Here is a 21,927-nt window from a genome sequence, read left to right as displayed (position 1 = left end):
TAGGTGGCCCAGTGATAGCACCAAGCGCCATTTCTGGAACCGCTATAAAAACAGACTATTCACCGAGCTAACTTCAAAGGGAACGTTATGAATGACATGACGGCTTGTGCATCGTTGGACTCCGCTGTTCTCTCCTCTGCCCCCGTAATGCTGCTGCAACCCAAGGTGGAAAATTGGGTGGTGGTGTATGCGCACGGCGGCCTGATCGCCGAATTCAGCGACGAGGCCTCGGCCCGCCGCGAAGCCGAGCAGTGGGCTGGGATCTGCCTGCGTCGCTAAAGACCGCTTTCGAATGACCTGCCTGCGCCATATAAAGATGGAAAGCAGTCACAGGCAGTTCATTACCCGCGCTACCCTTCTTCCTGCCCTGCCTAGGGGCCGCGCTGCCCGGATCCAGCCGCCGCGGCGTCCCGCTCCAAGCTGCCCGCCAGTCTACCCAGCTCGCATTTCCGCGGTTTTCGCCCGACATTAACGTTGTCTGGCGCACCTTCTGAGCCTTGCACTGCAACTTCCCGGCGTCTCTTCAGGCCTCATGGCGGATCGGGCCACGACCGCCCGACGTTCCTACGTCTTCCGTCACTGTCCGGGACCTTGCCGATGACGCTACGCCTGAAATCCAAGCTCACCCTATTGTTCACCCTGCTTTGCAGTCTGGCTGCCATGCCGGTCGCCCAGGCCGCCACACGGGACTTCCCCACCGATCTGGTCGGCCTGAATTTTTCCGGCGCCGGGTTCGCGCCCCACGTACTGCCGGGCAAACCGGGAACCAACTACTTCTTTCCCGACGCCGGCCATTACCGACGCTGGGCGGCCAAGGGCATTCGGGTGATCCGCTTCCCGGTCATCTGGGAGCGCCTCCAGCCCACGCTGGGACAACCCCTGGATCCCGCCTACGCCAAGCTGATCGACCAGACCCTGGACAACGCCAAGCGCTATCGCATGAGCGTGATCCTGGATCTGCACAACTACATGAGATACCGCGGCCAGGTCATCGGCAGCGCGGCGGTGCCCTATCCGGCCTATGCCGATGTCCTGCGCCGGATCGCCCAGCGCTGGCACGAGCACCCCGCCCTGGCCGCCTACGACATCATGAACGAGCCCCACGATGCCGTGGAGCAATGGCCGGTGGCCGCCCAGCACGGTATCGACGCGGTGCGCGAGGTGGATCGGGCGCGTCCGCTCCTGATCGAAGGCAATGGCTGGTCCAGCAGCTATCTCTGGCCGCGCTACAACGCCAAGCTGCTCGGTCTCAAGGATCCGGTCGACAACCTGATCTATTCGGCGCACGTCTATTTCGACAATGACGGTGGCGGCAAGTACCTCAAGAAGGGCATGACCGACTTCGATCCCGATGTCGGCATCCGCCGGGTCGAGCCCTTCATCACCTGGCTCAAGCAGCACGGCAAGCGCGGTCACATCGGCGAATTCGGCGTGCCGGACAACGACCCCCGCTGGCTGGCCGCCATGGACCGCCTGCTGGCGCGGCTGCGCCAGGAATGCATCCCGGCCATGTACTGGGCAGCCGGCCCCAACTGGGGCGACTATCCGCTGGCGATCGAACCGGTCAAGGGCAAGCCCCGCCCACAATGGAAGGTGCTGCAAAAGTACGTGAAGCCGGCCGACTGCCAGACCCTGGGTCCCCGCTGAGCGAAGCGCCGCCAGGCAGCACGAGCGGCGCCTTCTTGCAGTCAGGTGACAACTTGTCTGGAAATCGGTGACTGCAATCACAAAACGCCGGGCCAGGGACGGCCTAGCAAGAACTTGCTGGATTTTGGCGATCAAAATGTAACAGCAAGTAATAGTTCGACTATTAAGAAGCTTGCGACGCACAAGAGCCAGGATGCCATGTCAGCTTTCACGTTCCCGCACTACCCCTCCGCTCTTTCCCCCTAACGGCAGCGCTGCATCCGTTCGCCTCTTCTTGCCGCACCCTCAGGGATATCCCATGGAAAGATTTGTCGCTTTGGATAGCTTTCGCGGTCTGTTGGCCGTCGCCGTCGTGCTGTTTCACACCTATGTCGCTCAGGCCGCCTCGGAAAATCCGCTGATCGCCAACGCCTACCTGTTCGTCGAGTTCTTCTTCGTGCTCAGCGGCTTCGTGCTCATGCACACCTATGAGAGCCGGCTGCGCACCCTGGACGATTATCGCGACTTCGCCATCAGTCGCGCGACGCGGATCCTGCCTCTGCATCTGGCCATGCTGGGTCTCTATGTGCTGCTGGAGTGCGGTCGCCTGCTGGCGGAAAAACTGGGAGTCGGCTTCAACGATCCGGCGTTCAGCGGCGCCACCGCGCCCGAGCAATTCCTGCCCAATCTGTTGCTGCTGCAATCCTGGCTGGGCCAGGCCATCACCGGCTCCTTCAACTACCCATCCTGGAGCATCAGCATCGAGTTCTACCTCTATCTGATCTTCGGCCTGCTGGTGCTCAAGGGCCAGGGTCATCAGCGCCAGTGGTTCCTGGCGATCGCCCTGCTGGCCTTCGTGCAGCTGCTGTTTCCCTTCCTGCCGCTGAAGACCGAAATCTTTCGCGGGCTGTCGTGCTTTTTCGCCGGCGCCTGCACCTATCGCCTCTATGTCTGGATCAAGCAGCACAACGGCGGACAATTCGGTGGCACCCTGCTGGAACTGGCCTGCCTGATCGCCGGTGCCGCGGTGATGACCTCCGATCTACCGGTACCCAAGAAGGGCGTGCTGGCGACCCTGGTGTTCTGCGTCACCATCCTCACCTTCGCCTTCGAGCGCGGCCTGGTCTCCAGCGTGCTGCATCACGGCCTCTTCGTGCGCCTGGGGGTACTGTCCTATTCGATCTACCTGTGCCACGCCGCAGTGATCTTCGTGGTCAAGAGCGCTTTCATCGTGCTGGGCAAGTTGCTGCACCAGGACCTCACGGTGGTGGCGCCCTCCCATGACGCCCCGCTGCCCTTCATGATCCGCTACATCGCCACCGGCAGCGTCTTGCTGGACAACCTGGTGGTGGTGGTGGAACTGGCGGTGGTCTTCGCCTTCGCCTGCCTGACCCACAGATACATCGAGGTCCCGGGCATGGCGCTGGGCAAGCGTCTGGTGCGCCGCAAACGCACCCCACCCTGCTGCGACGGCAACATCCAGCCGCAGCGCTGAGCGGCGCCTGGTGCAGCCCTACCGACCTCAAGCCGGTGGGGCCGCCCTCTGCTATACTCCGCCCCCTCTTTTTTCGCTCTCGCCCAGGTTCATCCATGACCACCCAGGCCGCCGAAGTCGCCAAGCGCCGTACCTTCGCCATCATTTCCCACCCCGACGCGGGCAAGACCACCATCACCGAAAAGCTGCTGCTGATGGGCCAGGCCATCGCCGTCGCGGGTACGGTGAAGTCGCGCAAATCCGACCGGCACGCGACCTCCGACTGGATGGAGATGGAAAAGCAGCGCGGCATCTCCATCACCACCTCGGTGATGCAGTTCCCCTATCGCGAGCACATGATCAACCTGCTCGATACCCCCGGCCACGAGGACTTCTCCGAAGACACCTACCGCACCCTGACCGCGGTGGACTCGGCGCTGATGGTGCTCGACGGTGGCAAGGGCGTCGAACCCCGCACCATCGCCCTGATGGACGTCTGCCGCCTGCGCGACACGCCCATCGTCAGCTTCATAAACAAGCTCGACCGCGACATCCGCGATCCCATCGAACTGCTCGACGAGATCGAGGCGGTGCTCAAGATCAAGGCCGCGCCCATCACCTGGCCGATCGGCAGCTATCGCGACTTCAAGGGCGTCTATCACCTCTCGGACGACCGCATCTACGTCTATACCCCCGGCCATGGCCACGAGCGCATCGCCACCAAGACCATCGACAAGCTGGACTCCGACGAGGCCCGCGCGCACCTGGGCGATCTCTACGAGCGCTTCGTCGAGGAGCTGGAGCTGGTCCAGGGCGCCTGCCACGAATTCGATGGCGAGGCCTTCCTGCGCGGCGAGATGACCCCGGTATTTTTTGGTACCGCGCTGGGCAACTTCGGCGTCGACCAGGTGCTCGACGCCGTGGTCGACTGGGCTCCGCGCCCGCTGTCGCGCGCCGCTCACGAGCGGGTAGTGGAGCCGGTGGAAGAGAAGTTCTCCGGCTTCGTGTTCAAGATCCAGGCGAACATGGATCCCAAGCACCGCGACCGCATCGCCTTCATGCGCATCTGCTCGGGCAAGTACGAGAAGGGCATGAAACTGCGCCATGTGCGCATCAAGAAGGATCTGAAGATCGCCGACGCCCTGACCTTCTTCTCCAGCGAGCGCGAGCACCTGGACGAGGCCTTCGCCGGCGACATCATCGGCCTGCACAACCATGGCACCATCCAGATCGGCGACACCTTCACCGAAGGCGAAGCCCTGGGCTTCACCGGTATCCCGCACTTCGCCCCGGAACTGTTCCGCCGCGTGCGCCTCAAGGATCCGCTGAAATCCAAGCAGCTGCGCCAGGGTCTGCAGGAACTGGCCGAGGAAGGCGCCACCCAGGTGTTCTTCCCCGAGCGCAACAACGACATCGTGCTCGGCGCGGTGGGTGTGCTGCAGTTCGACGTGGTCGCCAGCCGCCTGAAGGAAGAATACAAGGTAGAGTGCGCCTACGAGGCCATCAACGTCTGGTCGGCGCGCTGGATCGAATGCGACGACAAGAAGAAGCTCGAAGACTTCAAGAACAAGGCGTTCGAGAACCTGGCGGTGGATGGCGGCGGTCACCTCACCTACCTGGCACCGACCCGGGTCAACCTGGCGCTGATGGAAGAGCGCTGGCCGGAGATCAAATTCCGCGCCACCCGCGAGCACCACTAAGCCCTACTGTCCTGACCGGTGCGCCTGGCGCACCGGTCAGGCGTACCGCCCTCCGCCCGGAATCGTCCAGGCGGAGCTCCGGCTCTCCTGCCAGGTCTGCGCGAATCAGTCCCGGTCGGAAGACTCGGCCGCAGCTTCCAGCTCGACCATCGTCAGCTCCAGTTCCGCGCGCTCGGTCCACTGGCCGTCCAGCTCGGTGCGTACCGCCACGCCCAGCTCCTTGAAGTCGGCCACCTGCTTGACCAGGTTGCCCGGCCCGCCCACCAGTTGGCCGCAGGCCTTGCGATAGGCTTCGCCGGCCTTGTCCAGACTCTTGCCGATGCCGTCCATGCTGCCGAGAAAGGTGCGCAGCTTGTCGTAGACCTTGCCCGCGCGCTCGGCCAGTTCGGCGGTGTGGCGATTCTGGTCTTCGAAGCGCCAGAGCTGGCGGACGATGTTGAGGCTGGTCAGGAGGGTGGTCGGCGTCGCCACCAGGACATTCTGCTCGATGGCGCGCTGGAACAGGCTCTCGTCGGCCTTGAGCGCCTCGACGAAGGCCGATTCGATGGGGATGAACAGAAAGACCATCTCCGGCGAATTCAGCCCCGGCAGGCTGAAGTATTCGCGGTCGGCCAGTTCGCGGATGCGCTCGCCCACGGCGCGCACGTGCTCGCCCAGGGCCAGGCGCCGCTCGCCCTCGTCTTCGCTGTTGACGTAGCGGGTATAGGCGTTGAGCGACACCTTGGCGTCCACCACCAGGTGCTTCTTCTGTGGCAGATGGACCAGCACGTCCGGTCGCCGGCGGCCGGTCTCGGTGGTGAAGCTGCGTTCGCGGACGAAGTCGCGCCCCTCGCGCAGGCCGGAGCGTTCCAGCACGTTTTCCAGGATGAGTTCGCCCCAGTTGCCCTGGGCCTTCTTCTGGCCGCGCAGGGCGGTGGCCAGGTCGTGGGCCTCCTGGGTGATCTGGCGGTTGAGCTCCTTGAGGTCGAGCAGTTGCTGGCCGAGGGCCGCCTGCTGCTGCACATCCTTGTGGTGGATGTCCTCGACCTTGGCGCGAAAACCCTCGATCTGCTCGCGGAAGGGCCGCAGCAGCGCATCCAGGGATTGCTGGCTGTGCTGGGCGAAGGCCTGGCCCTTGGCGTCGAAGATGCGTCCGGCCAGTTGCTCGAATTCCAGCTTGAGTTGCTCGCGACTCTCGCGCAGCAGCTGTTGCTGCGCCTGGAAGTGCTCTTCCTTCTGCTCCAGGGTGGTTCTCAGCGTCGCGTGTTCTTCGGTCAGGCGCGCATGGCGTTCCTGCACCTCGGCATGCAGCTGCTGCTCGCGGTGCTGGCGCTCGCGCACCTCGGCGAGCTGCTCCTGGATGCCCTGCAGCTGGGCGCGGGTGGCCTCGGCCAGGGCGTGCTGTTCGGCGGCCTGCAACTGCGCTTGGCGGGTCTGCTGGCGCAACTCGGCTTCCAGCTCGCGATTGGCCTCCAGCTGGCGTTGCAGGGCGGCGGTGCGCTCGCGCTCGGCGCCCAGCTCCACCACCTGGCGACCGTTGGCCAGCTCGGCGCGTTGCAGGTCGTCGCGCAGCATGTCGTAGCGCTCGGCGGCGCTGTCGAGTTGCTGTTGCAGATAGCGCTGGCGCCCGGTCAGCCAGATGGCCGAACCCGCCCAGCCGGCCAGCAGCAACAGGGGAAGCACAAGGGAAACGAAAGGCAGGGAAGTCATGGCGCTCTCATCGCGGACGGCTCCCCTCACCTTAGGCAGGCGCGAGGGGAGCGTCCAGCAGTTATCTGTACATTTACACAGTGTTTCGCAAATCCAGGTCCAGGCCGCTGACGCGGCGGACCCGACGGGCCACCGCCTCGGCGAAGATGCCGCTCCGGGCCTCGATCAGGGTGAAATCATCGCGCGCCCGGGTGATGCCGGTATAGACCAGCTCCTTGGTCAGCACCGGACTGAGCTGCTCGGGCAGCAGCAGCGCGGTGTGGGCGAATTCCGAGCCCTGGGACTTGTGCACGGTCATGGCGAACACCGTCTCCACCGCCGCCAACCGGCTGGGCAGGACGAATCTCAGACCGCCGCTGCCATCGCCGCGGGGAAAGGCGACCCGCAGGACCTTGCGCCCCGGCTGGTTGGCATCCGGCAGGCAGAGGGTGATGCCGATGTCGCCATTCATCAGCCCCAGGCTGTAGTCGTTGCGCGTCACCAGCACCGGACGGCCTTCGTACCAGCCGTGCTCGCCCGCGAGCAGGCCGGCCGCCAGCAGGGCGCTGGCGATGCGCAGGTTGAGGCCTTCCACACCCCAGGGGCCCTTGCGCACGGCGCAGAGCAGCTGGAAGTCGTCGAAGGCGGCCAATACCTGGCCGGCCCAGAGCGTCCAGGCGGGATCCTCCAGGACGGTATCCAGTTGGGGCCGCGTCCCCTGCAGGACCTCGAGATAATGACGATAGCCCCGGGCGCGCCCGCGTCCCTCCAGCACCAGGCGTTCCAGGGCGCGATCCTCCGGCCCCTTGAGCAGCACCCGATGGAGATCGGCATAGCCGCCGTCGACCAGCACCTGCTGAGCACCCTGGCCGTCCTGGGCATTGACCCGGCGGGCCAGCTGGCCGATCCCGCTGCCGGCGCCGAAACGCCGTGAGCGCCTGAGCATCACCACCTGCTGCGCCAGGGCGTCAGCCTGGTCGTCGCCGACCGCCAGGGCCGTCTGGGCCAGCGACTGGCCACTCACGGCTTCCAGCCAGGCGCGGGTTGCCGGACTGTAGCGTCCGGCTTCGGCATCACGGCAGAGATCACCCAGCACCGCGCCCGCCTCCACCGAAGCCAGCTGATCCTTGTCACCCAGCAGCACCAGGCGCGCCCGCGGCGGCAGGGCCGCCAGCAGGCTGGCCATCATTTCCAGGTCGATCATCGAGGCTTCGTCCACCACCAGCACGTCCAGCGGCAGGGGATGCCCGCGGTGATGGCGGAAATGGCGGGTATTGGGCCGACTGCCCAGCAGCCGGTGCACCGTGGTCACCCCGGTGGGGATGTGCCGGCGCAGCTCCTCATCCACCGGCAGGCGACTGACCTGGCCGCCGATGGACTCGGTGAGGCGCGCGGCCGCCTTGCCGGTCGGTGCGGCCAGGCGGATGCGCAAGGGACGACCGGCCGCCACCGCGGGCGCCTGGAGCAGCGCCAGCAGGCGGACCACGGTGGTGGTCTTGCCGGTGCCGGGGCCACCGGTGACGATGCTGAAGGCGCCGCGCACCGCCAGGGCGCAGGCCAGTTTCTGCCAGTCGGGTTCGCCGTCCGCGGCGGGATCCGGCGGAAACAGCCGGTCGAGGCGTTCGGCGAGATCCGCCGGCAGCGGCTCGGGGGTGGCCAGGCGCTGGCGCAGGCTGGCCGCCACCGCGCGTTCGTAATTCCAGTAGCGACGCAGGTAGAGGCGCTCGCCACCCAGCACCAGCGGTCGTTCTGGACAGCTGCCGTCGCCATCGACCAGGTCGCTGGCCAGCAGCGCCCGCTGCCAGGCCTCGAGGGTCTGGCCATGCAGCAGTTGCGACGGCAAGAGCGAAGCGCGCGCCTCGTCGCCCTCGGGCGGCAGCGACAGGGCGGCATCGGGATTGCGCAGCGTGGCGGCGAGATCCAGGCAGACATGGCCATGGCCGAGCTGATGGCTGGCCAGGGCCGCGGCCAAGAGCACCGCCGAGTCGCCCTGGGGTTCGAGTTCGCCGAGAAAGCCGGTGAAGGCCCGGTCTACCTGGCGCAACCAGCCGCGTTGCACCCAGAGTTCCAGCAGGCGAAAGAGGTCGTCCCGCCGTTCGAGCGGAGCAAGCGGGCGCTCCTGGGCCAGGGACGCCAGGCGCAGCAGCCGTTCGGTGGCGGGGCTGAAATCAGACATGGGCATTCTCCGCACCGCTGAACAACAGATCTAGGGTCTCGATCAGCGCCTGGGCGGGCCGCTCGACGAAGACGCCGTGGCCGGCCGGATCGCAGCCGCGCAGGAAGAGGTAGACGGCGCCGCCGAAGTGGCGCTCGTAGCTATAGTCGGGCAGCCGCGCCTTGAGCAGCCGGTGCACGGCCAGGCTGTAGAGCACGTACTGCAGGTCATAGCGCTTGGCCAGGACGGCCTCCTCCATGGCCGCGCGGGTATAGGCGCCGGCTTCGGCGCCCAGCCAGTTGGACTTGTAGTCCACCACGAAATAGCGCCCCTCGTGTTCGAAGACCAGATCGATGAAGCCCTTGAACAGGCCGTTGAGCTGCCCCGGCTCCAGCATCGGCCGCGCCTGGCCGCCGTGGGTGCCACGCCGCACCAGGTCATCCAGCCGCTCCAGATCGACGCCATGGGTGGCGAACCAGAATTCCATTTCCACCTGGTAGCGCGCCAGTTCGCCCAGGCGCTGGCTGCCCCCCGGCAGGGGCAGCGGCAGCGCCAGCAACTGGCGCAGCCAGCCCTGCAGGATGGGAATCCAGTGATTCCAGCCGCGCCGCTGGCAACGCCGGGCGATCAGGTCGTCCAGCCGCTCGGGCGCCGCCTGGATGGCGGTGAAGCCTTCCTCGCCGACCCACTCCAGCAGGCTGTGCAGGAAGGTGCCCGGGCCGGGGCCGCGGGGAAAGCGATGCAGGTCTTCACCGGCTGCGGGCTGGCGGGCCTCGTCGGGAGCGAGGCGGTCGTCGTCGAACAGCTTCTGGGCCGCCGGGGTATCCAGGTCCAGCTCCAGATTGAACGGGCCCTCTTCCCGCGCCTCGCCCAGGCGCGTACCGATGCGCAGGGCGCTGTAGGAGGCGATCCACCAGTCCTCGCGGGCCGCCCGACGCGCCGTCAGCGCCTTGAGGGTCACCGGCGCTTCGCGGGCTTCGGGCAGGCGTGCCGGACTGGCTTCGGGGAGCGGCAGGATAAGGGTATCGGGCTGGGCGCCGATCAGGGTGGTCAGGGCGGTGCCCAGGGCCGCCGAACTCGCCAGGGGCTCGCCGCCGGTGGCCAGGTAGCCGAGGGCACTGCGGGCGAAGCCGGATTCCTTGCTGCGCCCGCGCTTGAGATCGGCCACCCCGACCCAGCAGGCATGGCGGGCCCGGGTCAGGGCGACATAGAGCAGGCGCAGGTCTTCGGCCAGGCGCTCGTCGTCGGCGCGGGCCAGTTCCTCGGCGGAGGGCTTGAAGGTGCGGCGCAGCTGGCCTTGGTCATCGTGATAGCGCAGCGGCAGGGTCGTGCCTTCTTCGGCGCGATAGGCGCAGGCGAAGGGCAGGAACACCAGGGGATATTCCAGGCCCTTGGACTTGTGCACCGTCACCACCTTGACCAGCTCGGCGTCGCTTTCCAGGCGCAGGATCTGCTCGTCGGCGGCGCCCTGGGCGGCCAGTTGCTCGGCCAGGTGGCGGATCAGCGCCTGCTCGCCATCCAGCTCGCCGGCGGCACGCTGCAGGAGTTCGGCGAGGTGCAGCAGATTGGTCAGCACCCGCTCGCCGTCGGCGCGGGCCATCAGCCGCTGCGGCAGGCGGAAGTCCTGCAGCAGGCGGCGCAGCATGGGCAGCACGCCCTGGCCGCGCCAGAGCTGGCGATAGCCGCGGAATTGCAGCACCCGCGCCTCCCAGGCCTGCTCGTCGTGGTTGAGGGCATCCAGTTCGGCCAAGGGCAGGTCGAGGGTCAGGCTGCCCAGGGCCGCGCGCAGCCGGCGATCCACATCGGGCTCGGCGCAGGCCTTGAGCCAGTCCAGCAGGCAGCGGGCCTCCTGGGCGGTGAACACCGAATCCTTGTCCGACAGATAGACGCTGCGCACCCCGCGCCGTACCAGCGCCTGGCGTACCGCCTGGGCCTCGCTGCCGGCGCGTACCAGGATGGCGATGTCGGCCGGCCGCAACGGCGTGAGCTCGCCGTCCTCGCGCCGAAAGCCGGCCTTGGCCTCGGCGGCCAGGCTCAGCAACCGGACGATCTCGCTGGCGGTGCTCTCGGCCAGGGTGGCGCGATAGGCGGTGCCGGCCAGGGGCTCGTCTCCGGCCAACTGCCAGAAGTTCAGGGCCGCACCCGGCGTGCCTTCGATCTCCAGCACTTCACGCCGCCCCTGGGCGCGGACCGGCTCGAAGGGCACCGGATTGTCCTCGCCCTGGCGGAACAGGAAGGCCGCCCGCGGGGCCGTGGCCTCGCCATGGGCGAACACCTGGTTGACCGCCTCGACCATGGCGGCGGTGGAACGGAAGTTGGTGTCCAGCGAGTGCAGGTGGCCGGCATTGGCGCGCCGCGCCTGCAGATAGGTATGGATGTCGGCGCCGCGGAAGGCATAGATGGCCTGCTTGGGATCGCCGATCAGGAACAGCCCGGTGCCCTCGCCCGCGCCATAGACGCTGCTGAAGATGCGGTACTGCACCGGGTCGGTGTCCTGGAATTCGTCGATCAGCGCCACCGGGAATTGCTCGCGGATCAGCGCCGCCAGCCGCGCGCCGGCGCCATCGGCCTGCAGCGCCCGATCCAGGCGGGTGAGGATGTCGTCGAAACCCAGCTCGGCGCGACGCAGCTTCTCGCGCTCGAATTTCTGCTGCACCCAGGCCGCCGCGTGCTCCAGCAGCGGCACCTCCGGGCTGGGCAGCTCGGCCAGTTGCCCGGGCAGGCGCGCCATGGCCGCCAGGGCCGGATGACCCGGCGGACTGGCCTTGGTCCAGGCCTCGGCGAAGCCCTCCTCGGTCAGCCGGGTAAAGCCGGTGCCGATATCCAGGTCCTCGCTGGTGGGGTTGTCCGCCCAGGCGACCAGCTTGTCGCACCAGGGCCCGAAGAATCGCTTCTGCAACTTGCGGCCGTCGACCACCTTGGCGTCGCAGCCGGCCTGGCAGAGGTCACGCACCTCTTCCGCCCACTGGGCCCAGGGCGCCTTGAGCCGTGCCAACCGCTCGCGACGCTCCGTCAGGGCGATGGCCAGCAAGGCGGCGGGCTCGCCCTGGGGCGCGCCCAGTGCTTCGCTCAGCAAGGGTCGCAGGCGCGCGGCCAGGGCGCGGGGTTCGCCCCAGTGCTCGATGACCCAGTCCAGCGCCTCGCCTTCCAGGGGGTAGCAAAAGCGTCGCCAGTAGTCGCGCACCACCTGGGCGAGCAGCTCGCTCTGGTCCTGCTCCAGGTTCTGCACGAAGAGACTGCCGCTGTCGAAGGCGTGCTCGCGCAGCATGCGCTGGCACCAGCTGTGGATGGTGGAGACGGCCGCCTCGTCCATCCACTGGGCGGCGATGTCCAGGCGCCGGGCGCAATCGGCCCAGCCCTCGACCGGAAAGTCCTCGCGCAACTCGGCGAGCAGCGGATCGGGCGCGGCGATCTCGTCGCGAAAGAAGCGCGCCGCCTCGGCCAGGCGATGGCGAATACGATCGCGCAATTCCTGGGTGGCGGCCTCGGTAAAGGTCACCACCAGGATCTGGGGCGGCAGCAGTTCGCGGCCGAAGGCCGTCTCGGGCGTACCGTGGCCCAGCACCAGACGTACATAGAGTGCGGAGATGGTGAAGGTCTTGCCCGTTCCGGCACTGGCCTCGATCAGCTGATTGCCCTGCAACGGAAAGCGCAGGGCGAGCGGACGCTGACTCATGCCTGCCCCTCCCCGCCCACCACCTGCCAGCCGGCGGTGTGCACCGGTGCATAGAGGGTCTGGCACCAGCCGTCGAATTCCTCGTCGGCCAGCAAGGCGGCGAAGTCCGGATACTGCCGGCGCAGCGCCGGATGGGTCGCCGCCTCGCCCTGATAGGCCTGCTCGGCCGCCGACATGGCCTTGTCCGGGTCATTGGCCAGCCAGGCGAAGGCGGTGCGCGGCGCGACGGGAAGCGGCCGCCGCTGCCCCAGGGCCCAGGCGTCCAGCAATTCATTCAGCTGACGGCGGGCCAGCTCGGCGTCCAGTGGCGCCAGCAACAGGGTCAGATCGGTCGCCACCACCGCGGTGGTCAGCTGCAGCCCGCCGGCCGCGGCGACCAGATGCTGTACCCAGGGGCGCAGCAGCCGGTGCCATTTGCGGGTGCGCGTATTGCCCAGGCCATTGGCCTGAGCGGTCAGGGCCAGCAGGCCCTCGGGACCGCGGCGCAGCCGTTCGAGGTTGGCCACCAGTTGCAGCTCGCGATGTTCGATATCCAGGGTCAGGGCCTCTTCCAGGGGTTCGGGCCAGCGCAGCGTCAGGGCCTCGACCTGGGCCACCACGGCGGGCAGCGGCTCGCGCAAGGCCCGCCCGGCTCGCTCGCCAAAACCCGCCAGCGGCAGCCGACCACTGCCGCGCAGGCGCTCGGCGGCGGCCAAGAGCGCCTGATCCGCCTCGGCCGGCGCGGCCAGAGCCGCCGCCAGCAGGTCTTCGCCCAACTGGTAGCGGGTCAGGGCGTCCAGGCCGAAAGGCTCTTCGTCTTCCGCCGGCGCATCGGGCGGCGCGAAATGCACCTTGAGGCGATTGGCGAAGAACAGGTCCACCGGTCCGCGCAGAAAACGGGCGAGATCATCGAGGCCCAAGGGCTCTTCGGGCACCAGTGGCGGCAACAGCTCATCCTCGTCACGCGTGGTGCGGTCATGCACACCCAGCCACTCGGCCGCGAAGCTGAAATAGCCGCGCTCGCCGCGGAAGTAGCGGGCACTGAAGGGTTGCAGGGGATGCTCCTGGGTCAGGGCCGTGAGCAGGCGCTCCGGCTCCTCTTCATGGCCGGCCAGCCGCCAACCGGCCTGGAGATGGTCGCGCAACTGGGCGACCAGCACCGACGGCGGGCGCTCGCTGTTGTCGCGGATGCTGCGCCCCACCCAGCTGACATAGAACTGATCGCGCGCCGAGAGCAGCGCTTCCAGCAGCAGATAGCGGTCGTCCTCCCGTCGCGAGCGATCACCGGGACGGTAGTCCTGAGCCATGAGATCGAAATCCAGTGGCGACTGGATGCGCGGATAGGCGCCATCGTGCATGCCCAGCAGGCAGACCACGCGGAAGGGAATGGCGCGCATGGGCATCAGGGTGCAGAAATTGACCGCGCCAGCGAGAAAACGCTGGGCCAGGCCACCGCTGTCCAGCCCCGCCAGCCAGGCCTCGCGCACCACGGTGAGCGGCAGCTCCTCGTCCAGCGCCACGTCTTCGCACAATTCCAGCCAGCGCTCGCGCAGATTTTCCAGTTGCTCCAGCAGGTATTCGTCGTGCTCGTCCTGGGCGCTGAAGAACAGCGCCAGCAGCGCCTGCAGGCGGGCGCCCCACTCCGCCGGTCGCGCCGGCTGGGCCAGCGCCGCCTGGGCCGCGTCCAGGGCATCGAGCAGATCCACCAGCGGCCCGACCAGGGCCGCATCCAGGCCGCCCACCTCGTCGAAGGGCTCGATATCCCCCAGGGCCGCGCCGCTGCCGACGGCGTAGCCCAGCAGCATGCGCCTCAGGCCGAACCGCCAGGTGTTCTGCGTCAGCCCTTCCGGCAGATCAAGGCGACTGCGCTGTTCAGCATCCAGTCCCCAGCGCACACCGGCGCCTTCCAGCCACAGATGCAAGGTCGGCAGATCGCCCTCGCGCAGACCGAAGCGGGCGCGCAGCGCCGGTACGTCCAGCAGATCGAGGATCTCGCTCAGGGCGAAACGGCTGTCGGGCAGCTGCAGCAGGTGCTCCAGGGCGATCAGCAAGGGTTGGAAACCGCGCTGGTGCTGGTCGGCCAGGCTGAAGGGGATGAAGCGCGGATCGCCACGCTCGAGCTGGCCGAACACCGCGCGGATGTGCGGCGCATAGGCGTCGATGTCCGGCACCATGACGATAACGTCGCGCGGCCGGAGGCTGCTATCGCTGCTGAAGCGCGCCAGCAGCTGGTCGTGAAGAATCTCCACCTCGCGCTGGGGACTGTGGGCCACATGGAAGCGCATGGACCTGTCCCGCGCCGGATCGACCGCCGGCCAGCGCTCGCGGGTCTCGCTCAGCGGACGCAATTCGAGGATGTCGTCCTGCAACTGGCCGAGCAGGTGCTGGGGTTCGGCCTCGGCGAAGAGGTCGATGCGCCCGCCATTGAGGTCCTCGAACAGGCGGCGATAGCCATCGGGTTCGTCGAATTCGTCCAGCAGATGGATGTAGTCGCGGCCCTGCTTGCCCCAGCTCGCTAGCAGCGGCTGGCCGTGCTGGTGCAGCGCCTCGGCATCCAAGGTCTGTGGCATGCCCGGCTTGCGCTGCTGGCGGCGATAGTTCTGCCGCAGTAGATCCTGGTCGGCGACGATGTCGGACCAGTGATGGCGACAGGGATTGTGCACGCAGAGCAGCACCTGGCTGAAGCGCGCCAGCGCGGCCAGGGCTTCGAGGGTCTGCGCCGGAATCGCCGACAAGCCAAAGATCACCACCCGCCGCGGCAGACCGGCTGGCGGCTCGGTCGCCGCCTGCATGACCTCAAGGAAGCGCCGGTGCACCCCGGCGCGACTGCGGGCCAGACCACCGTCGCCCACATCGTCCAGCAGCGCCCGCCACAGCTGCGCCTGCCAGCGGCAACTTTCCGGCAAGGGACGCCGACCGTCGCGCAGGCTGGCCAGCAGATCGCGCCCCGCCGCCCAGTCGTTGAGCCAGTCGGCGCGATAGACCTGGTAGCCGTCATAGAGATCGGCTAGGCGCTCGGCCAGCTGATAGCGCTTGCGCAGATCGCCGTCATCGTCGAGAAAGCGCCGCAGGGCGGCGAAGTCCGGTTGCAGGAGCAGGGTCGGCAGGAGCCGCATCAGGCGCCAGGTCAGGGGCGCGCGGTCTAGCGGCGAGGATGGCGGGACCTGGTCACGCCCCAATACCTGGCGATAGGTCCGCCAGAGGAAGGCCGCCGGCAACTGCACCTCGAGGGCCGCAGCGACCCCGCAGCCACCCTCATCATCACCGCGCGGATCCTCGGCCAGCGCTAGCTTGAGCCACTGGGCGATGCCATTGCTCTGCACCAGCACCTGTTCGTTTTCCAGCGGCGCCAGGGGATACCGCCGCATCCAGCCGACCGCCAGGCCACGCAGCTCCTCGAGCCGATTGCCGTGTACCACCATGAATCCGGGAGTGAGCGCCTCGGACATCCTACGCCTCGCTGTTCGCTATCTGCGGCCAGGGTAAGGATCACCCGCGCCAGACACCAGCCCGCAATGTGTTGACCGACGCATGACGCAGTGCACAGCCGCTCCGTCCACCCGCCTATCGCGGGACTCGAGCCGGTAGACTCAGCCGCTATCGGCCGCCGGCCTTCGACAGGATGTTTTCATGCGTTTCCTCGTTGCCCTTCCCCTGCTCCTGGGCGCCGCCCTCGCCCATGCCGACAACGGCGAGCCCGTCGACTGCGCCAGCCTGCAGGCTCAGTTGCCCTTGCCCCTGCTCCAGCAGACCTCCGGCCTGCCCCTGGCCTATGCCCGGCAGATCTCCGGCGGCTGCGCCTTCACCGATCGCGACACCGGCCAGCCGGCCAACTACCTGCTGGGGCTGTCGGCGGGCTACGAGAATGGCGGTCGCGCGCTGCCCAAGCTGCGTCGGCAGGTGCAGTCCTTGAGCGAGCAACTGGAGTGCAAGGCTATCGACGGCCTCGGCGAAGGCGCCAGCGCCTGCAGCAAGCCCTTGCTGGGCACCCAGGTCTTCTTCATCAAGCGCGACCGCATCCACACGGTGACGGCGTCCAGCCCGCTGGAATACGAGAAACCCGAGTTGGCGGCCAAGCTGCGCCAGGCGGCCCAGGCGACCGCCCAGGCGTGGGCGCAGCGGCTATAGGGGAAGGCGCGTCCTAGTGGCCGCGCCGATTGAGGTCTTCCGAATAGAGATCGTCTTCCAGCTCATTGCCGGGGATGGCGTGCTCTTCCGCTGCCCAGGCACCCAGGTCGATCAGTTTGCAGCGGTCGGAACAGAAGGGCCGGTTGGCGCTCTTCTCGCTCCATTCCACGGGTGCGCCGCAGGTGGGGCAGTCCACGGTAAGAGTGCTCATGCTTGGCCTCCGTCAAGGGTCAGATAAAAGGAATGCAGGTGCTCCACCTCGGCGTGGAGCGCAGCGAGATCGCCGTCGTTGCAGATGACGTCATCCGCCTTGGCCAGCCGCTCGGCGCGCGGCAACTGCGCCGCGAGGATGGCCCGCACCTGGGCTTCGTCCACCCCGTCACGGCGCATGGCCCGTTCGAGCTGCAACGCTTCCGGCGCGTCTATCACCAGTCCTCGCCGGACCAGCGCCCGCTGTCCGGACTCGAACAGCAGCGGCGACACCAGGATGGCATAGGGCGACTCGGCACCAGCCAGGGCCGCCAGGATTTCCTGGCGAATGAGGGGATGCAGCAGGGCTTCCAGCCAGCGCCGCTCGGCCGGATCGGCAAAGATCGCGGCTCTCAGCGCCGCTCGATCCAGGCTGCCATCCGACTGCAAGACAGCGGGCGAAAAATGCCCGGCGATCTCGGCCAACGCCGGTCGTCCTGGCTCCACCACCCAGCGGGCGGCCTGGTCAGCATCGACACAGGTGATGCCCAGTTGGGCGAAATGCTCGGCAGCGGCGCTCTTGCCACTGCCGATGCCCCCGGTCAGGCCGAGGGTCCAGGCAGAAGTCATCGGAATCCGGCGAAGTTCAGGTACAGGCCGGTTATTTGATCACCCCAGAGCAAGGCAATCCACCCCGCCACGGCGAGATAGGGACCGAAGGGCAAGGGCGTGCTGCTTTCCGCCCGCCGCAGGCGCAGAGTGATGACGCCCAGAATGGCGCCCACCAGCGACGACAGCAGGATGGTCAGGGGCAGGATCTGCCAACCGCCCCAGGCGCCGAGCAGCGCCAGCAGCTTGAAGTCGCCATAGCCCATGCCTTCCTTGCCGGTCACCAGACGGAACAGTTGAAATACCAGCCACAGACTCAGATACCCCGCCACCGCGCCCCAGACGGCATCACCCAGATTGGTGAACAGGCCGAACTGGTTGACGATCAGCCCCAGCCACAGCAGCGGCAGCACGATCACATCCGGCAACAGTTGGTGATCGGCATCGATCAGACTGGCCGCCAGCAAGCCCCAGGTCAGCAACAGGAAGGCCCCGCCCTGCCAGGTCACGCCCAGATGCCAGATGACCCAGGCCGACAGCAGCCCACAGGCCAGCTCCACCAGCGGATAACGCAGGCTGATAGAGGCCTGACACCCATTGCAGCGACCGCGCAGGAGCAGATAACTCAGCACCGGCACATTTTCCCAGGGCCGCACGGCGCGCTGGCAATGAGGGCAGCGGGAAGCAGGTCGCGCCAGGTTGAAGGGGGCGCCTGCCGGCTCGGCCGGCAGCTCCAGTACTTCACGCGCCTCCGCCTGCCAAGCCCGCCTCAGCATCACCGGCAGGCGATAGACCACGACATTGAGAAAGCTGCCCACCAGCAGCCCCAGGACCAGCGCGCACAACGCCGCGGCCAGCGGCGCGCCAGCCAAAAACTCCAGCAGCGCCATCAGACCACCGAGCCGAGCTGGAAGATGGGCAGGTACATGGCAATGATCAGACCGCCCACCAGAACCCCCAGGACCGCCATGATCATCGGCTCCATCAGGGTGGTGAGGTTGTCGACCATGTTGTCGACCTCGTCTTCATAGAAGGTCGCGACCTTGGACAGCATCTCGTCCAGGGAGCCCGACTCCTCACCAATGGCCGTCATCTGGATGGCCATCGAAGAGAATACCCCGGTGGTACGCATGGAGAAGTTGAGCTGCATACCGGTGGACACATCGCCCTTGATCTTCTCCACGGCATTGCGGAACACCACGTTGCCGGTCGCGCCGGCCACCGAATCGAGAGCATCCACCAAGGGGACACCCGCCGCGAAGGTGGTGGCCAGAGTCCGGGCATAACGGGCAATGGCCGATTTGTAGAGAATGGAGCCGATCAACGGGATCTTGAGCAATCCCCGGTCAACCGCATCGCGGAATTTTTCCGATTTCTTGTAGAAGTGGCGAAGGACGAAAGCCAGCACAAAGAGCCCGCCCAGTACCAGCAACCACCACTCCTGCAAAACCTCGGAAATCGCGATGACCATAAGGGTAAAGGCCGGCAATTGAGCCCCGAAGCCCTCGAACACCGATTGGAATTGAGGCACTACCTTGATCAACAGAATGGACGACACGATCACCGCGACGACGATCACCGCCGCAGGATAGGTCATGGCCTTCTTGATCTTCTTCTTCAACGCCTCGGTCTTTTCCTTGTAGGTGGCTACCCGATCCAGCAGGGTTTCCAGCGCACCGGATTGCTCACCGGCATCCACCAGGTTGCAATAGAGGTCGTCGAAATACTGCGGCTGCTTGCGCAAGGAGTTAGCGAGGCTGTTACCTGCGGCGACGTCCTGCTTGATGTCGTCGACCATTTTGCGCATGTTGGGATTGTCGAAGCCCTCGCCGATGATGTCGAAGGCCTGCAGCAGAGGTACGCCCGCGCTCATCATAGTCGCCAGCTGCCGGGTGAACAGGGCGATATCCATGGGCTTGATCTTCTTGCCCTTGCCGAACAGCGACACCGACTTCTTGCGCACCCGGGTCGGATTGATCCCCTGCTTGCGCAACTGCGCCTTGATCAGCGCAGGATTCAGGCCCGTCATCTCGCCCTTCACCTTGGTCCCTTTGCGATCGGTCCCTTCCCAGGTGAAGCTGCCCATCTTGATAGCTTTATCGGCCATGGCCTCGACTCGTCAAAGGCTCGGTCCGCCATGGCAGACCCGTCAAAAGAATGCTCTGTGCAGAGCGGTTTGCGGCTTTGAGAGCAAGCATCGCGCCAAATGCCAGCATACTAGGCACCTCGTGATGGAAAGGCCCTATGCGCAGGCATAAACCGACGCTCCGATCAAGCCCCCTCTCCCTCCGGGAGAGGGCTAGGGTGAGGGAAAACCGCTAGTCCTTGGTCACCCTATTGATCTCTTCCAGACTGGTAATCCCCTGCATCGCCTTCACCAGCCCCGACCGCCGCAGATCATTGAAGCCCTCTTTCCGCATCCGCGCGGCGATCTCGATGGAGTTGCCCTCCTCCATGATCATCTGCTGCAGCGCCGGCGTGATCTTCACCACCTCATAGATCCCCACACGCCCGCGATAGCCCGCATTGCAGTCCTCGCAGCCGATAGGCTGATAAAGGGTGAAACTGCCGACTTCTTCCTCGCGAAAGCCTTCGGCCAGCAGCGCCTCACGGGGTACCTCATGGACTCTCTTGCACTTGCTGCACAGCTTGCGCGCCAGTCGCTGAGCGATGATGAGATTAACCGAGGTCGCCAGGTTGAATGCGGGCACGCCCATGTTCCGTAGACGTGTCAGGGTTTCCGCCGCGCTGTTGGTGTGGAGGGTCGACATCACCATGTGACCGGTCTGGGCTGCCTTGATGGCGATCTCCGCCGTTTCCAGGTCCCGGATCTCACCCACCATGATCACGTCAGGATCCTGACGCAGGAAGGCCCGTAGCGCCTGAGAGAAGTCGAGCCCCTGACGCGGGTTGACGTTGACCTGGTTGATACCTTCCAGGTTGATTTCCACCGGATCTTCGGCAGTGGAAATATTGATGTCTTCGGTATTGAGGATATTGAGGCCGGTATAGAGGGATACCGTCTTACCCGAACCAGTGGGACCGGTCACCAGGATCATCCCCTGCGGCTGTTTGAGTGCCTGCAGGTAAAGCTCCTTCTGCACATCCTCGTAGCCAAGGGCATCAATCCCCATCTGGGCGCTGGAGGAATCCAGGATCCGCATCACGATCTTTTCGCCCCAGAGGGTGGGCAGGGTGTTGACCCGGAAGTCGATGGACTTGGTCTTGGACACCTTCAGCTTGACCCGGCCATCCTGCGGCTTACGACGCTCGGAAATATCCATATTGGACATCACCTTGAGCCGTGCCGAGATCCGCGACACCAGCTGCACAGGCGGCCGCGCCGCCTCGTGCAAGACGCCGTCGGTACGAAAGCGTACCCGGTACATCTTTTCATAGGGCTCGAAGTGCAGGTCGGACGAACCCTTTTTGATCGCATCCAGCAGCATCTTGTTGACGAACTTCACCACAGGCGCATCGTCAGCATCGGTACCTGCAACGGCTTCCTGAGGCCGCTCGCCGCCCTCAGTCTCAAGATCAAGATCGATATCGCCCAGATCCAGTCCACCCGTGCCGCCATCGAGATACCTTTCAATCGCCTGATGCAGCTTGTCGTCCTCGACCAGCACGACCTCGACGGCCAGCTTGCTGCCAAAGGACACATCATTGATGGCCTGCTGGTTGGTAGGATCGGAAAGCGCGATGAAAAGCTTGTTGCCTCTTTTGCTCAAAGGCAGAAAGTGATGCTGCTGCATCAACTTCTCGTTGACGATGTCCTTGGGTAGCTGCTCCTTGTCGATGGCCGATAGATCGAGAAAAGGCACACCGAATTCCTGGGCAGCCAGTTCCGCCAGAGGCCGGCTCTGCACCAGCCGCTGCTGAACGAGATAGGTCACCAGTGGCACCTTGGCCTGCTTGGCCTTGACCACAGCCTGCTGGGCCGCCGCCTCCGCCAGCAGCTGAGCATCTACCAACTGCCGCGCCAGTCCCGACAGCATCACCGTCTCATTCATCATCATTCCTGCCTTTGGCTACAGATGGCGTTATAGCACCCCCAAGACTGCCCGCAAAATGGCGCCAGACAGCTGACATTTTTTGTCATGTGCTGCCCTTTTATTGACGATCACCACATGGAAAGCGTGCTGCAGTCGCCACTTTTCTTTGGCACGGCCTGTGCTATACCTCAAGCAGGCACGTTGGCCTGATCCAACCTCGGAGATTTAGAATGAAAGCTCAGAAAGGCTTTACCTTGATTGAATTGATGATCGTAGTAGCGATCATCGGTATTTTGGCGGCCATCGCGTTGCCTGCATACCAAGATTATACAACTCGGGCGAAAGTTTCCGAAGTAATGCTTGCAGCTTCGGCCTGCAGAACCACTATTACTGAAGTTGTTCAGAGTTCATCTGGCAGTCTACCAACTGCTAACAACTGGGGTTGTGAAAGTGCTTCTGCTACTAGTAAGTACGTTTCGAAGGTTGAAACTGACGCTGCTGGTGTAGTCACGGTCACCTCCCAGAACCTGCCTACGGGCGCGAATGGAACAATTACCCTTACCCCTTACGTAGGTGCAACCGGCACTACTGCACCTACAGCAGGCACCGCTATTGGCCAGTGGGTATGTGGCGGCACGATTCCAGCCAAATACCGCCCCGGATCTTGCCGCGGGTAACTCCACTGACAAAGCCCCTGCATTTAGCAGGGGCTTTATTTGAGCTGAATA

The 21,927-nt window shown here is 65.7% G+C and carries 15 protein-coding genes; 6 read left to right on the top strand and 9 right to left on the bottom strand.

Annotated elements, in window-relative coordinates:
- Positions 1-87 precede the first annotated feature (87 nt).
- The 4 genes from POR01S_RS23715 (at position 88) to POR01S_RS16535 (ending at position 4,800) form a co-directional block, all read left to right on the top strand.
- On the top strand, positions 88-279 hold the full coding sequence (locus tag POR01S_RS23715; RefSeq protein WP_132832793.1) for a hypothetical protein: 192 nt from the start codon (positions 88-90) through the stop codon (positions 277-279).
- Positions 280-597: 318 nt separating this feature from the next.
- The gene (locus tag POR01S_RS16545; RefSeq protein WP_042137124.1) at positions 598-1,647 is read left to right on the top strand and encodes a glycoside hydrolase family 5 protein; all 1,050 of its coding nucleotides are present in this window, start codon (positions 598-600) and stop codon (positions 1,645-1,647) included.
- A gap of 298 nt (positions 1,648-1,945) precedes the next feature.
- Positions 1,946-3,121, top strand: a complete 1,176-nt coding sequence (locus POR01S_RS16540; protein ID WP_042137122.1) for an acyltransferase family protein — start codon at positions 1,946-1,948, stop codon at positions 3,119-3,121.
- 95 nt (positions 3,122-3,216) lie between these two features.
- On the top strand, positions 3,217-4,800 hold the full coding sequence (locus POR01S_RS16535) for a peptide chain release factor 3 (protein WP_007160937.1): 1,584 nt from the start codon (positions 3,217-3,219) through the stop codon (positions 4,798-4,800).
- A 105-nt stretch (positions 4,801-4,905) separates the two neighbouring features.
- On the opposite strand, the gene POR01S_RS16530 is transcribed toward POR01S_RS16535, so the two are convergent.
- From POR01S_RS16530 to recC, 4 genes are all read right to left on the bottom strand, one after another.
- Positions 4,906-6,489: a DNA recombination protein RmuC gene (locus tag POR01S_RS16530; protein ID WP_042137120.1), complete on the bottom strand. Its 1,584-nt coding sequence runs from the start codon at positions 6,487-6,489 to the stop codon at positions 4,906-4,908.
- A gap of 73 nt (positions 6,490-6,562) precedes the next feature.
- A complete protein-coding gene (recD, locus tag POR01S_RS16525) occupies positions 6,563-8,644 on the bottom strand; it encodes an exodeoxyribonuclease V subunit alpha (protein WP_042137118.1) in 2,082 nt (693 codons plus the stop codon).
- Positions 8,637-12,299, bottom strand: a complete 3,663-nt coding sequence (gene recB, locus POR01S_RS16520) for an exodeoxyribonuclease V subunit beta (protein ID WP_042137116.1) — start codon at positions 12,297-12,299, stop codon at positions 8,637-8,639. Before recB ends, recD begins: the two co-directional genes overlap by 8 nt.
- On the bottom strand, positions 12,296-15,727 hold the full coding sequence (gene recC, locus POR01S_RS16515) for an exodeoxyribonuclease V subunit gamma (RefSeq protein ID WP_042137115.1): 3,432 nt from the start codon (positions 15,725-15,727) through the stop codon (positions 12,296-12,298). Before recC ends, recB begins: the two co-directional genes overlap by 4 nt.
- 181 nt (positions 15,728-15,908) lie before the next feature.
- On the opposite strand from recC, the gene POR01S_RS16510 reads away from it, so the two are divergent.
- Complete coding sequence (locus tag POR01S_RS16510) at positions 15,909-16,406, top strand: hypothetical protein (protein ID WP_042137113.1); 498 nt, start codon at positions 15,909-15,911, stop codon at positions 16,404-16,406.
- 13 nt (positions 16,407-16,419) lie between these two features.
- Here POR01S_RS16510 and yacG read toward each other — a convergent pair whose 3' ends face one another.
- From yacG to pilB, 5 genes are all read right to left on the bottom strand, one after another.
- Positions 16,420-16,617 (bottom strand): DNA gyrase inhibitor YacG, encoded by a 198-nt coding sequence (yacG, locus tag POR01S_RS16505; RefSeq protein ID WP_007160931.1) that lies wholly within the window; start codon positions 16,615-16,617, stop codon positions 16,420-16,422.
- Positions 16,614-17,225: a dephospho-CoA kinase gene (gene coaE / locus POR01S_RS16500; protein WP_042137111.1), complete on the bottom strand. Its 612-nt coding sequence runs from the start codon at positions 17,223-17,225 to the stop codon at positions 16,614-16,616. The genes yacG and coaE overlap by 4 nt, the downstream gene beginning before the upstream one ends.
- Complete coding sequence (locus tag POR01S_RS16495) at positions 17,222-18,094, bottom strand: prepilin peptidase (RefSeq protein ID WP_042137109.1); 873 nt, start codon at positions 18,092-18,094, stop codon at positions 17,222-17,224. The genes coaE and POR01S_RS16495 overlap by 4 nt, the downstream gene beginning before the upstream one ends.
- Positions 18,094-19,311: a type II secretion system F family protein gene (locus POR01S_RS16490; RefSeq protein WP_042137107.1), complete on the bottom strand. Its 1,218-nt coding sequence runs from the start codon at positions 19,309-19,311 to the stop codon at positions 18,094-18,096. Before POR01S_RS16490 ends, POR01S_RS16495 begins: the two co-directional genes overlap by 1 nt.
- 211 nt (positions 19,312-19,522) lie before the next feature.
- The gene (pilB, locus tag POR01S_RS16485) at positions 19,523-21,217 is read right to left on the bottom strand and encodes a type IV-A pilus assembly ATPase PilB (RefSeq protein WP_042137104.1); all 1,695 of its coding nucleotides are present in this window, start codon (positions 21,215-21,217) and stop codon (positions 19,523-19,525) included.
- A 212-nt stretch (positions 21,218-21,429) separates the two neighbouring features.
- Between pilB and POR01S_RS23470 the strand changes: the two genes are divergently transcribed.
- Positions 21,430-21,876, top strand: coding sequence for a pilin (locus tag POR01S_RS23470; protein WP_042137102.1), 447 nt, complete (start codon positions 21,430-21,432; stop codon positions 21,874-21,876).
- Positions 21,877-21,927: the final 51 nt, after the last annotated feature.

The sequence above is a fragment of the Pseudomonas oryzihabitans NBRC 102199 genome (assembly GCF_000730625.1).
GTDB classification, from domain to species: domain Bacteria; phylum Pseudomonadota; class Gammaproteobacteria; order Pseudomonadales; family Pseudomonadaceae; genus Chryseomonas; species Chryseomonas oryzihabitans.
This window is presented reverse-complemented; position numbering and strand designations above follow the sequence as displayed.